Below are 12796 nucleotides of genomic sequence, written 5' to 3' on the forward strand. Positions count from 1 at the left end.
TTATTGGGGACAGATTTATTTTTCAACCACATCCACTCTACCAGAAAATAAATCCGTCCCCATTTCGAGATGGTCGAGGCGCCAAGCCAGCAGGCCGAGGGACTCATAGATGGCCCGCTCGGTCTTCTTCAGGTGCTGCGCAGAGGGCACCCAATAATGCAGCGGGTTGGCATAAGTCCGCCCGGTCAAGAAATGCGCCGGCGCCGGCACGGGTTCAAGCCCGACCGCCTGAAAATGCCGAACCGCACGCGGCATATGCGATGCTGATGTCACCAGGAAAAACCGCCGCCCATCGAGCAACTCCGGCAGATGCGCGCGCACTGCATAGGCCTCCTGCGCGGTATCCACCGGCGTTCCCAACACCCAAAGCCGCGGCACTAAAACCCCAAGCTCTTGCAAAGCCAACTCGTAGCCCCGCGCACTGCCCTGATCCGCATGCCGACTGCCGCCAGAAACCACCAGCTGCGCCTCGGGAAAAGCCGCGAACAAGCGCAGACCCTCGGTCAAACGCTGGCTTGATGACTCGCCCAGCCGGGTCGTCGCCGGCCACGCCGCCTCGGGATCCCAACCCCCGCCGAGCACCACAATCGCCGCCACCTCAGCACCCGCAAAATCGGCCATAGCGACGGGCGAATAGCGATGCTCCAGCGGCGCCAACAAGCGATCCGCCACAGGCGCCCAAGCGGCCAGCAGCGGCAAAACCAGCGCCATCGCCAGCGCATATCGCGCCAGCCGGCGCCGCCCCACAAACCACAGCAGCAACCCCACCGCAGCCAACGCAAGCGCGGCCGGCAAAGGCATAGCCAAAGCAGCAACCAAACTCTTCATTAATTGGGGACAGATTTATTTTTCAACGCCGCCCACTTTAGCAGAAAATAAATCCGTCCCCTTTTCAGCCGCCACCCAACAGGCGACGAGCAAGCACGGTTTGCATGTGACGGCGCCCGTCCGCAATCAGGTAAATGATGACTTTGGTGTCAGCGACACGACAAATCACGCGGTAAGGTTTGAAGAAGCTCTGCCGGTAGTCTTTGATACCAAGGCCGACCAGCTCCTTCGGATAGCTACCGCGTTCGGGAAATTCCGACAGGCTTTCCACAACATCTATTAGCGCATCTAGCACATCGTTGGCGCTGACCACGCAGTCGAATTCGCAGATGCAGTCGTAGATGGCCTCTAAGTCTTGCTCTGCACCCTCGGTGAGTAATACTTCAAACTTGGCAGATTGGCCTGCCATGAGAATTAGCTTCGTTTGGCGCGCAGGCGGGCAACAACGTCGGCCGCAGGCTTAACCTTGCCTGCCGCCACTTCCTGATTACCCAGCGCAAGGATTTTTAACATCGCCAGTGTTTCTTGTGTCTCTTCGAACGAGGCGACATCCTGAAGGACAGCCTTGACTTCGCCATTTTGCGTGATGACCAGCGGCTCGCGCTGCTCCGCGAGATGCGACAGAACTTCCGCGGCATTGACTTTAAGGTAACTTATGGGTTTGACTTGTGATGAGTAGCGCATGACCGTGCTCCAGACTTGAGTAGGTCTTAATTTAGTCTTTTTATGGTCTTTCTACAAGATGGGCAACTCATTCTTTACCGTCTCTGCGACGATTTCGCGGGAGGAAAAATAAATCCGTCCCCTTTTTGGCCAAGCCGTTAAAAACGAGCCACCTTAAAGCCTATGCTCGTTGCGGCATTGGCCATCACTGCGTCGGCAGTGGCCAGTTCAGTCACACCAACGTGTGAGGCAATGGTTAAATGCAGCGCATCCAGTGTGCGCAACGGATGCTCGGGGTAGCGCGTGATCAGACGAGCTGTTTCATCAAAGCGCGAATCGTCGATGCGATAGCGTTGTAACCAGCCGCGATCAATGTCCTCGAGAAACGCTGAAAACAGAACGGACTCCAATTCAGCCGTCAGCTCCCCCATGCGCTGGCGCCGCCTGAGCAACGAGCGCATTTCCGTCACCGTCAGGCTGCTGATCACCGCCACATCCAGCGTCTGAAGATAGTCCACAAAGGCGTCTGAGCCAGACTCGTTGAGATACCACTTGGCCAGCGCACTGGTATCGATATACACGCGACGCTCAGCGCTCATCGCACTCAGCGCTCGTCTCGTTCCGCACGAATCAGTTCCGCCGAAGGGGTCTGCAACCGCGCCATCCGCAGGCGCAGATCGGCATGGTCGGGGAATTGACGGTGCGCCGCCATCGGCAAAATTCGGGCAATGGGTTGGCCACGACGACTGATCACCAATTCGCCTTCTTCGGCCACCAACTCATCTAAGCGACCAATGTTGGCGCGCATCTCACGGATATTCAGCTCTTTCATGGGGCTCTCTGTGTATTGTGCTGCAAATGAGAAATTTGTAGCACATCTACCTGTGGCCGTCAAAGCGATACAACACGGATTCACGCCGTTTTCAGCCGATCACATCGGTAATCCTCAAAGGCATGTTTGCTGACACTGGGGGCAGGCCTGTTAGGGCAAAAAATAAATCTGCCCCCTTTCACCGAAAATAAATCTGTCCCCGTTTAAACTCCGTTTTAACTCCGCACGCGATCACCGGCCCCTTTGCCAAGAACCGTCATAAAAATAAACCGGAAATAATCCCAAAGGCCCAAGGAAGACAGCATCTCGGCATCGGTCTTCGCCAAGAGCGCCGGCGTCGACATGTCAATGCCCTGCACTTGCGCCAAGCCAGTAATCCCCGGCCGCGCGGAAAACACACCCAACGCGGCACGCTCGGCAATCAGCTCTGCTTGATTGAACAAGCACGGGCGCGGGCCCACCAGGCTCATCTCGCCGCGCAGCACATTCCAAAGCTGCGGCAACTCATCCAACTTCGTGCGCCGCAAAAAACGCCCAAAGGGCGTAACGGCCGAGGCATCCGCCAAATGCGTGGCCACCGACGCGGTATCCGGGCGCATGGTACGAAACTTCACCAGGACAAAGGGCTGTTGATGCTGCCCCACCCGCTCCTGCAAAAACAACGGCGATCGGTTATCAAACCACCCAATCACCCACAGCAGCAGCAATACTGGTGATAACACCACCAGACCGAAAAAAGCAAAACACAAATCAAATAGGCGTGTCATGGATCTAGCCCGCTTCGCGGTGGATCGCCGCGCGACTCCGTCGCTCGCGATGAAGTGTTTTTTGCATATGCTACCGCCATCAACAACAGGCTAGCGCGTGCCGATTGGATCGAGGCATCGAACACCCGATGAAAGAATCGCCTCATCGTGCGTGACCAGAATCAAGCCCTCGGCTTGCGCTTGGGCAATCAACATGCGATCAAACGGGTCTTTGTGCGCCAAAGGCAACCGTCCCGCTTGCTCTGCATGAAAGGAAGACATCGAAAGCGCCGCAAACCCCGACTGCTCAATCAAATCCAGAAGATCATCCGGCGCTTCCAACTTACCCAAGCTTTGCTTGATCGCAATCTCCCAAACGCTCGCCGCGCTGACGAACACCTCGTTTCTTGCATCCTTCAGCAGAACAACAATCGAGTCTTTGAAACGATCACTACCCTGAAGCCACCACAACACCACATGGGTATCGAGCAAAAGCCGCTTCATTCAGCCATCCCAAACAGTTTGGCGATTTCAGCATCCGCCGCATCAAAGTCGTCGTGAATCACGATCTTTCCTTTTGCCAAACCCATCACGCGTTCCGTGGCGCCCTCTTTGTGCGGTACCAAATCCAAATACGGCTTGCCCGCTTTGGCGATCACAACGGACTCGCCTTGCCATGCCAGCTCGCCGAGCTTCGAAAGCTGGGACTTGGCTTCATGCATATTCACCTTCATCTCTTTCTCCGAAAAAACTAGCCAGACTTAGCTAAGTTTGGCTAGAAATTGGATATTTTTCAATGGCTGCGGCCAAGGGTAGCAAGGCGGCGGGACGTGGCAATCCATAACCCAAGTTCTGCGCCAGTGGCACAGGGCGAAAATCGCCCCATAACGGCACTGAATACTCCGCCTTGCGACGGCCGGGAAGCACCGAAGCAATCAGCCGAACCGCCTCGGGAATCCTACCTGCCAGGCCAGCGCCGTTCCAAATGAGATGAAAGAGCCAGGCTGCAGATGCTGCGCGACCACAAAGCCATGGACTTTGGTGCCACTCACGGTGGGATGAAGCAGATAACAACCGCGCTTGAGCCGAACCAATTCACCGGAATCTGTTATCTCGGAACTGGACGAGAACCAAAGTGGCTTAAGGCCAATTTCGGGTCACCCGGGCGCCAAGTGGCTGTCCGGCCACGGCTTGCTGTGGCGAACATCATTGATTTGGTATGGCTTTCCCGCTAAGATGTACGTGATTTCCGTACGTTTGAGGTAAGCCATATGGACTCTGTGAGTGTAAACCGGTTCAGAGATAAGCTAAAATCCTATGTAGAACAGGCAGTTAACAATCATACCCCGCTGAAAGTAACTCGGCGCTCCGGCGAAGCGTTCGTGGTGATGAGCGCCGACGACTGGGAGCGCGAGCAAGAAACTCTGTATGTGCTTCAGAATAGCAGTCTGATGCGTCAATTGGCAGAGTCTGCCACAACCCATATCCAGGGCGCCGGATATATCCCCAAGGAAGAGGAAATCAATGAGATCACTCGTCTTTGAAGGCAGCACTTGGGCTACGTATGAGCAGCTTCGTGAAAAGGACAAGAAGCTGCACAAAGCACTGTGCAAGCTGCTGAAAGAAATGCTCCGCGCCAACCCCGCAACAGGACTTGGGAAACCCGAGCAACTAAAGCATAGCCTTTCAGGCTTTTGGTCCCGGCGAATATCCCAACAGGACCGTGTGATTTATAAGTTTGACGATCACTATGTCTATATTTTTGCCATTGGGGGCCATTACGATCAAAGGCCATAACGTCCGCATCAGCCGCTTGGTGGGAGCGCAATAAGCCTTCAGCCGCAAGCGAAGCGTGGCGGGACTCGGCAATCCATTTCCTTAACCGTCATTGCGGGGAGGCGTAGCCGACGTGGCAATCCATTCCTTTACCGTCACTGCAATCACTGAGTTCATCTCGATACCCGCCCAAACAACTGCTGCACTCGCTCGGTAAACAATGGCTCACCCCAGACCGTAAGACTGCGGCGCTCCATCGCACTCAAGAAAGGCTCCACATCGCGCACCGCTTCCTCCCAATCAAGCGATTGGATTTTTTCAAGCAATGCCAGCTGCAACCACTCCACGTTGACCTCAACTTGGCAGATCCTGCACCAACACCGAAAAATCGGTCGGAAAATCATGAAACCGCTGTTCCCACAGTGATCCCGCCGGCGGATTGGTGTCTAATGAGTGTCAGTTCCTGCAGCATCTCTTTCAGCGCCTGTTCCTGCTGTTCGGCGCCATCAATGGCGTACTGCGCCAGCCTTTGCTGCAAAAGCTCAATCATGGGCATACTCGCTGGCGATGCAATCGATCACCTCAGTCATGCGTCTGTGTTGATACACCCGCCTAAGGCGAATCAGCGCATCAGATTGAACCGCTGATTGCCATTCCGGCTCCAGTCGCAAACCCTGCAAAAAACTCGGCACCCACTCCGGTGCGATCTTGCGCCAACAGATCAAATCCAACAGTGCTCGCAGCGGATCCGCCACCAAACCAATACCGCTCGACAATTCAATGCGACCGACCCCAACCAGGCCATAACCCTGGTTCTGTGCCAAAGGCACAAAGCGAAAGTCACCCCACACCGGCAAAGAATACTCCGCCTTGCGACGACCGGGGACCACCGAAGCCATCAGCCGAACCGCCTCGGGAATCCAACCGTGCCATGCCAGCGCCGTTTCGAATGAGATGAAAGAGCCAGGCTGCAGATGCTGCGCGACCACAAAGCCATGGACTTTGGTGCCAGTCACGGTGGGATGAAGCACATAACAACCGCGCTTGAGCCGAACCAATTCGCCGGCCTTGAGAGCACGGTTCACCAGGTTGTAGCGACGCTGGGCCGAGCCTTCAAGCAAAATGGCAAGCTGCGCATCGTGCAGCACTTTGGTGCCGAAGCCGGCATGAATGACTGTCTGCGTGAGAGTTTGCATAAATGCAGGATACTTTCATTAAATGAAAGTTTCTAGCATTATTTAATAATACTTCGATCGCGCCACCTCTGCTTGATGACCACCGAAACCCCCAACAACCAACCGCAACACCCACCACCAGGCATAAAGGCTGTACACCGACCCGGCAACCTCATCATCAAGTAGGCCGTGGGCAACCATATTGCGCAGATTAGGACCAACAGGCTCGCAGAACAGCGCTTTGAGCTCAAAAGCGCGGTCCTCGCCGAGTAGCTCTGCCGTTGCGCTGAAGGCCGCAAGCGACCCCAGCCCCTTCTCGCTCTGAACACCGTCATCACCGATTTTTTGAGTGTTATAGCCCGCAGTCTGCAGCGCTATACGCACCATGTGCTCAAGCTGCGGGACGAGGAGGTGAATCGCCGTCGCGTAGTCACCCTGATAGCCGGCGAGGAGGCCCCGTCCCACCTGTTCTTCCCGACCGTTCGGCACAAGCGGACAACGACGGGCGAGGTTGATGAAGTCACCAAGGCGAAGCCGATGTTCTCGCCGCAGAGTCTGCAGCGCCGGTAGCACCCGCATCTGGGTGATGATCCCGACCTCTGTCAAATAATCTTGAAGCATGGCCACCCAGAGCGCGTTGTCATCGTCCTCGTCCAGACTGGCCGGTGCACGCTTCCCGACCACGCGCCCATCCATCGACAGATGCGTTGAGCCAAAGAGCCATTGCATCGGGAACTCGCGCATAAGCTGCCTAGCGCGCGACTCGATGTTGGCCTTCGACGGCGCCCGCGAAATGGCGGCCAGCTTGAATACGGCTTCGACGGTACCGAGGCCACTCATCGCGGACTCAGCCTCTCGCATCGGCTCGGTGATATCGATGTCTTCGGTCTCGACGGTCACCATCTCTTGGACCGACGCCTGATTCGCCGCAGCCAACCAGGACTCAATCTGCTTCAGCCGCTGCTCCAAACCGTGCCGCCCGCGATATTCCGTTGGCAGACGCCGCAGCCGCTGATATGCCTCCTCAAGGAAATGCGAAGCCGTGATAGCTGAGGGGCTCTCGCCATCGCCGGGTGGCCAATTGGCCTGGACGACGGAGAGCTCAGCCACCTTCACCGTCATATCCTGGGACCGCTCCTCATCGCGATCCCCACGATAAATGGCTTCGGCCATGAGCAGGAGATCCTGCGCCAGCCGCGGATCACCCGCCGCCGCGTGCTCATCCGCAAGTGCTGCAAGGTGCTCGGCGACTGCCGTCCGGTGATCGCGGAGGATAGACTGCCGATTCACCAGTTCGGCGATCCAGAGCGGGAGCCGGGCATCATCGACACCAGTTGCAAAGAAAGCATCGCCCAACTCGCTTTCCATCTCACCGAGCACCGATTCACCCGCCTGCCCCAACATCAGGGCAAACTGTATCGCCCGAGCCCAGCACTCTCTGCCGTCCGCCAGCCAGCGATCCCAGGTAATCGGGATCTGGCGATAGGCATCAATGGCGGCGAGGGCGTAGTCCGAATGACGGGGCTTGGCGATGTGCCAAGCCAAGTCCGCCAACCGGGCGCGCAACACCGGATGAGTGATTTGCAAATACGCCTGCGCCAGGAATGCTCTCTCTTCATTCGACCAGTCATTCGGCAGCGCCGAGCGCCGCGCGCCGGGACCCGTCACTGGAATAAAGGGCTCTGCCCTGTCATCCGGTTTCAGCCGCATCGAACAAGCATCCGCAAACAACCACAGGACAGCACCCTGGTCCGCATCACCGCGGTCGATGGCCGTCTTGGCCAGGTCTGATAGGGTCTGCCAAAGGCTCGTGTAGTCCGGGCGGCAGAAAGTGGCGGCTTCAACCGTCGCGCTGGCGGCAGTTAGGGCGGCTGTGGTTAAGTTGGCGTTAGTCGGATACTTCACAAGAACCACATCAGATCACGCTGCTCGAGGCGACAGGCCGTATGTTGTGACAGAAACAGAGACCCAAAAACGAATCACCGCTTACTATGCCTTCTCACTGCCACCAGCAGATGCCACGTAAATACCGAGATCAGCACGGTTGCCAAGAGAATGAAGAATGCCAGGTTCTCTCGGCCGGCCATTAACCCTCTCAATGGCAAGAAGCCCATCGCTAGGGTGTTGGCTCCATCGGCCAGTAGCACCAATGACTCCGGAAGCATAGGTTCTTCAGCCGATCCAAATGTCGCAAACACTATCGCCGAGACAATAACAGTCGCCAGCAGCCAGCTTGCGGCCCGCATGTAATTCTGACCATGGTCCGAGACCACCGCATTGATCCAAAGCAGAATACGCTCCCGCCGGATGGGCCAGCTGCTTCGGTCGGGATGCGTTCTCAGCTCGCGGCGATACGCATTCATCTCATGCGCGAAATACCGGTTGGCTTCGATGTGGTTACCGACCGAATCAAACGAGTGCTTGATAATCCGAAACGCTTCACGATCCATCTGGTCGAGCGCGTCTTTGGAGAACGCCGTATCCAGAAAGTCGGGCTCCCTGGCACGGTCTGTGCCCCGCATATCCAATGGGCAGTCAAACTGTGACTCCCTAAAGCTGATCGCTGATTCGAATGTTACGTTGTCAAACTTGAAAGATGCATCCGACTGATTTGACTGAAACTTACACTCAATGAAAAGCACTTGATCCGAAAAGATACACTTTCTGGCAAATACATTCTCAAACTGCGACTGATGAAAACTCGCTAACCCCTCGAAGTTAACACTCAACAAGCTGATGCGACCAATATTACATTTGTCTAGCGTGAACTTTTTGCGGAACACCGTCAACCGGCAATCTATTTCCTCTATGCTTTTGATGCTTGATGCTTTTAAGGGTGATTCAATACGACAGTTCGTTATCTTAATGGAACGGATGGCGGGGGCCATAGATCCGTCACTTTTGAAAAGCTCGATATCAAGCTTTGAATTCTCGAGGCATAGTTGATCTATGCTGGTACCCTCGAAAACCGAATCATAGCGATCGATTGGCGCATAGCCTGTCTCAGCCCCACCGATTATTACACTCCGGCGAAAATCACACCCTTTGAACAGCGGCTTCGACTCGTCAAAACCGTGGCACTCGCTGACAGTCCAGTCGTTATGAAACACGCAGTTCTCGAAGTGGACACTCGCCAGCCGATCCTCGAATAATGACTCGCCATAGAATTCACATTCCACAAAGCGCAACTTATCGAACGGCTTGAGCAATGTCTGGTAATCATGACTAAGGCCAGCATCAGCAGGCGGAAAATGAATGCCATGAACCGTCAACGGTGTCTGCGACAGCTGCTCGCGTGCTTCATACTGCTCCGCCTGCGATTGCTGTTCCTGAGTGCGTTCATCGGCATATATCCAATCGTAGCCATCCTCACCCCCCGACCAGTCATCTCCGGCAAGGATCGATTGAATGACGACCGTCCTAAGGCCGTGCTGCTCCTTTATCTGGTCAACCAGGTGCTTAAAAAGTGCGTCATAGAAGCCTTTAGGACCGGTTTGGTCAGACGCGCTCGCCGCGGCGTGTGGAGGCTTAGCACTGATCAGTGGATCCGTTCGTCCTGTCGCCATCGGCCTATCACTGCTTGCCATTCAGAAGGTCCACCGCGTTCGAGCACCAGCCAGCTCCCGCTTGAGCCGCGCGTGCAATGCCGCCTCGTCAGTCTCCAAATCGTACGCCGACCAATCCAGCAAAAGCCCCTCGATGATCTCGATCCCTGCGGCATTCATCAGTGCCTTGCGGTCGGCCTCGTCCAAAGGCTGACCGTGCCAGATTTCATAGGCCTTAGCCGCTTGCGTGATCTGGACCATCGTAAAGCGTCTTAACGTCCTGGCATTCGCAGCGACGGAGGCGGCTGCATCCACTGGGAACAATGCAGCCCCACCGTCAAATTGCTCAAGCAGGCGCTCCGCAATACGGCGATCATGCCTGAAAGGCCATGCGGCAACCGAGGGTAATCCGGCGAAATCTTCATCCTTAAACAGATAAACCGCGCTCGCCCGCTGCTGCGCGGGTCGCTGTAGCGGCTGCCAACCAACGTCCAGATATCTGTCGTTGGAAACGAACGGAGGAGTTAGCGCAATCGGCGGAAAGGCATAGATCACGCCAGCCTCACCGCTCTCTGCCGGCCGCCAAACACCGTTGCCATCATTCGTGCAGGCCGCAAAGAACGCCGCCACATCGAAGTTGGTGGTCGTGTCCAGCATGTTCGTCGCCATGCCGTAATGCTGCGCGATGCCCTGATAGTGAATCCTTAGCTGCGATCCGTTGAATGAGACACGCCGACAGTGTTCTACGTACGGATGCGCCAATAAAGCATCGACAAACGCCACATTGCGACACCAGGCCAGAAATTGCTGTGAAAGCTCATCACAACGCGCAATCCCTGGCAGGCAGGGTAAGTGGATTGCTGTCTGTCCGCGAAACGTCCACAGCGGAAACTCAACGCCAGACCGGAATACCAGCAACCCTTCCTGATCGGTCATTGCAAGAAGCTTTTCCTGATCATCCGCAATGATACCCGGCCGGCCGCTAGGGATGGTGAACTGCCGCCCGGTATTAACGCTTGGAATACTATGCTGATGCTTGAGCTGGTCTATTGTGGGCAGTGGCATTAGCCGTCCCTGAAAATTCTGCTATGCGCCTACTGATGACGGGCGCCGAGCCCACCCACGACCGCATCAATCTCATCGGGTCTCAGCGACCGGCCCAGACTCGCGGCCACCAGATCCGCCGACATAGCCATGAGCACCTCCCGAATCTCACCTAGCAGGGTCTTGTTGCTTAGGCTTTTGAGTAGCTTGCGGCTGTCGCGATTCCAAAAGCCATTGTGCATCAGGCTGAAGACCTTCGCTCCCCAAGGCGTCTCAAGGCCGTAGGCGTCACGAGCGGCGCCGACGGACAAATTGCCAGCAACAACGTGCAGTACGTTCATGTTTTTGAACCATGCAAAAACTTTACCCACCACTCAAGAACCCGCTCAGCAAGTTCGACCACATTGATTGCAGAACAGCCCAGCTTAGCACCCTCATCCGCTGAAAGCGTCACAATAATTGGACTTTCAAAATAACCATCTTCAACATAACCTTCCTCGACATAGCGCTGTTTCTCAATGCCGCTTACCGACTTATGATGTTTTGCTTTTGCTTCAAAATGCTTAGCGCCGTTGGCAATATGCGAAGTAATCTTCAAGAGAACATTAGATTTACGCAAATCCCGTCTCTTCGCTTCTTCGCTATAACCTGGATGTAACCAATCCAGCATGTGCTCCGCCGTTATGAAGAAGTCAAATGCTGCATATTGATCGTTACTCACTGCCTTAAGACGATCAAGGTCAAATTTCATCTTTTGAAGAAGATCATCAGGCGTTTGAAGTTCGGCCATCCCTGAAAATGTGGTTTCTTTCATGTACCCCTTTTAACCTTCACTGACACCTAAACTTGCCCATCAAAAGTCCACACCCTATTAGGCCTCGCAATCGCAGTAATGCGACCTCACCCTCAACACAGGCCATAAACGATCTGAGAGCTGTACTTCGGCCAGATCTAGCGCTTTACCCTTCTGCGGGCAATGCGTGCAGGCGCGCAAGTGCGTTGGAATCTTCTTGAATGTAGCTCCGGGATGCTTCCTCGTACCACCAGACCTCAGCCACAAAAGATCCTGCCAGCAAGACCTGATATGGGTGTACGCCACCGCATTACTTTCCGACCCATGATGGGGTGCCGTCACGATGGCCAATCCCCTTTGCGTGCGCCGAGCGAGGAAAGACATCTTGTACCCGACACCATATCCCAGTGGTGAATCACCAGTAAACACAATATCAGTTGGACACAGGCCGGCAGCTTGAGTGGAGAGAAAAGCCAGAGATCGCTCGTTTACCGGTGTAAGCCGAACAAAGTATCTGAGATCGCTAGCTGGGGTAGGTGGCATGGGTATCTCGACGGCATTGAGGGGAGTCAGTAGATCTGCGACTCCGCCGACAGGGTGATACCCGTTTTGCACAAATCTGTCGAAATCGAACCAGCGAACTCTCACATTGCTCTCGATAGCCTGAAGTGCGATACCTCTAATAATTGCTGCTGCATGTATCGCTACGATCCAAATTTTCGCCCATATAGCGTCAAGCCTCCGTTTGGCTTGGCGGTAGCGAATTCGATTGATCCCGTTTTGGAAGATGTTTTCTGCTGCCTTTCGATTTTGGATATGACGTTCGTCTTGTAAATTAGCATCTTTTTGCTGAGTGTTACCCGCAATTTCCTGTAGCCATTGCAAACCTGATAAACCAGTTTCCTCGCCCTCCACAAATTGGACATCATGCTTATAATTTTTCATTCGCTTCTCGCGAAGGCTATTAATGATCGCATAAGCCTGACGCTCTACTTCATCACTATCACCCGAGTCGGCCGGCGAATCATTCAGCCTTGGGGGCTCAAACTCGCGAAACTCGTTCACCAGGGCATCAACCACGGCCTTTGGATCATTCAAGAGCTCCCGAAGCGAATCTCCCCATTCACCGGGTAGCCAGATTTCACCAACGGAAACAGTTGAGTTCCCAAGCAGATTCTTAAGCCCACCAGCATGGTCACGATCAGCATGGGTACACACGACAATATCAAGCTGATTAACATCTACATTAGTTGCCTGCAGCGCTCTAATTAAACGGCTACTACTGAAGCCCCCGTCGACCAAGATATTCTTGCCATCCCGTTGCAAAAGGAATGATTCACCGAGAACGGGTAGTGCGAGTAGTCGGTGTTGATTCATCATTTAATTACGAACGA

19 protein-coding genes are annotated in these 12796 nt (G+C 54.9%); 2 read left to right on the plus strand and 17 right to left on the minus strand.

From position 1 onward, the window contains the following. Positions 1–15: 15 nt before the first annotated feature. From CKX93_RS02875 to CKX93_RS02910, 8 genes are all read right to left on the minus strand, one after another. On the minus strand, positions 16–828 hold the full coding sequence (locus CKX93_RS02875) for an ElyC/SanA/YdcF family protein (RefSeq protein WP_076755051.1): 813 nt from the start codon (positions 826–828) through the stop codon (positions 16–18). A 64-nt stretch (positions 829–892) separates the two neighbouring features. After that, a complete protein-coding gene (locus CKX93_RS02880; protein WP_076755053.1) occupies positions 893–1237 on the minus strand; it encodes a type II toxin-antitoxin system RelE/ParE family toxin in 345 nt (114 codons plus the stop codon). Between the two features lie 5 nt (positions 1238–1242). Further along, positions 1243–1512: a type II toxin-antitoxin system Phd/YefM family antitoxin gene (locus CKX93_RS02885; protein ID WP_076755054.1), complete on the minus strand. Its 270-nt coding sequence runs from the start codon at positions 1510–1512 to the stop codon at positions 1243–1245. Positions 1513–1649: 137 nt separating this feature from the next. Beyond that, entirely contained in the window at positions 1650–2090 is a 441-nt protein-coding gene (locus tag CKX93_RS02890; protein WP_076755056.1) for a type II toxin-antitoxin system VapC family toxin, read from the minus strand. 5 nt (positions 2091–2095) lie between these two features. Next, positions 2096–2323, minus strand: a complete 228-nt coding sequence (locus tag CKX93_RS02895) for a type II toxin-antitoxin system Phd/YefM family antitoxin (RefSeq protein WP_076755057.1) — start codon at positions 2321–2323, stop codon at positions 2096–2098. 215 nt (positions 2324–2538) lie between these two features. Further along, positions 2539–3090, minus strand: coding sequence for a sugar transferase (locus CKX93_RS02900; protein WP_076755059.1), 552 nt, complete (start codon positions 3088–3090; stop codon positions 2539–2541). Positions 3091–3180: 90 nt separating this feature from the next. Next, entirely contained in the window at positions 3181–3573 is a 393-nt protein-coding gene (locus CKX93_RS02905; protein WP_076755061.1) for a type II toxin-antitoxin system VapC family toxin, read from the minus strand. Continuing rightward, complete coding sequence (locus CKX93_RS02910; protein ID WP_076755063.1) at positions 3570–3803, minus strand: type II toxin-antitoxin system Phd/YefM family antitoxin; 234 nt, start codon at positions 3801–3803, stop codon at positions 3570–3572. The genes CKX93_RS02905 and CKX93_RS02910 overlap by 4 nt, the downstream gene beginning before the upstream one ends. 537 nt (positions 3804–4340) lie before the next feature. Here CKX93_RS02910 and CKX93_RS02915 point away from each other — a divergent pair. Both CKX93_RS02915 and CKX93_RS02920 read left to right on the plus strand, forming a co-directional pair. Then, a complete protein-coding gene (locus tag CKX93_RS02915; protein ID WP_076755066.1) occupies positions 4341–4613 on the plus strand; it encodes a type II toxin-antitoxin system Phd/YefM family antitoxin in 273 nt (90 codons plus the stop codon). After that, positions 4594–4866, plus strand: a complete 273-nt coding sequence (locus tag CKX93_RS02920; protein WP_076755067.1) for a Txe/YoeB family addiction module toxin — start codon at positions 4594–4596, stop codon at positions 4864–4866. Before CKX93_RS02915 ends, CKX93_RS02920 begins: the two co-directional genes overlap by 20 nt. A 152-nt stretch (positions 4867–5018) precedes the next feature. Here CKX93_RS02920 and CKX93_RS02925 read toward each other — a convergent pair whose 3' ends face one another. The 9 genes from CKX93_RS02925 to CKX93_RS02965 form a co-directional block, all read right to left on the minus strand. Continuing rightward, complete coding sequence (locus CKX93_RS02925) at positions 5019–5192, minus strand: hypothetical protein (RefSeq protein WP_159435516.1); 174 nt, start codon at positions 5190–5192, stop codon at positions 5019–5021. Positions 5193–5245: 53 nt separating this feature from the next. After that, a complete protein-coding gene (locus CKX93_RS02930) occupies positions 5246–5395 on the minus strand; it encodes a hypothetical protein (RefSeq protein WP_159435517.1) in 150 nt (49 codons plus the stop codon). Next, positions 5388–6041, minus strand: a complete 654-nt coding sequence (locus CKX93_RS02935) for a type IV toxin-antitoxin system AbiEi family antitoxin domain-containing protein (protein ID WP_076755069.1) — start codon at positions 6039–6041, stop codon at positions 5388–5390. Before CKX93_RS02935 ends, CKX93_RS02930 begins: the two co-directional genes overlap by 8 nt. Positions 6042–6083: 42 nt before the next feature. Beyond that, a complete protein-coding gene (locus tag CKX93_RS02940; RefSeq protein ID WP_076755071.1) occupies positions 6084–7925 on the minus strand; it encodes a DUF4209 domain-containing protein in 1842 nt (613 codons plus the stop codon). A 74-nt stretch (positions 7926–7999) separates the two neighbouring features. Next, entirely contained in the window at positions 8000–9607 is a 1608-nt protein-coding gene (locus CKX93_RS02945) for a pentapeptide repeat-containing protein (protein WP_076755072.1), read from the minus strand. Next, positions 9608–10630 carry an FRG domain-containing protein gene (locus CKX93_RS02950; RefSeq protein WP_076755074.1) on the minus strand — a complete coding sequence of 341 codons (1023 nt, stop codon included), beginning with the start codon at positions 10628–10630 and terminating at the stop codon, positions 9608–9610. A gap of 29 nt (positions 10631–10659) precedes the next feature. Beyond that, positions 10660–10950 (minus strand): hypothetical protein, encoded by a 291-nt coding sequence (locus tag CKX93_RS02955; protein ID WP_076755076.1) that lies wholly within the window; start codon positions 10948–10950, stop codon positions 10660–10662. After that, positions 10947–11423, minus strand: coding sequence for a hypothetical protein (locus tag CKX93_RS02960; RefSeq protein ID WP_084178612.1), 477 nt, complete (start codon positions 11421–11423; stop codon positions 10947–10949). The genes CKX93_RS02955 and CKX93_RS02960 overlap by 4 nt, the downstream gene beginning before the upstream one ends. A gap of 57 nt (positions 11424–11480) precedes the next feature. Continuing rightward, positions 11481–12782, minus strand: coding sequence for an MBL fold metallo-hydrolase (locus CKX93_RS02965; RefSeq protein ID WP_076755077.1), 1302 nt, complete (start codon positions 12780–12782; stop codon positions 11481–11483). Positions 12783–12796: the final 14 nt, after the last annotated feature.

It is taken from the genome of Ectothiorhodosinus mongolicus, assembly GCF_022406875.1.
Lineage (GTDB): Bacteria > Pseudomonadota > Gammaproteobacteria > Ectothiorhodospirales > Ectothiorhodospiraceae > Ectothiorhodospira > Ectothiorhodospira mongolica.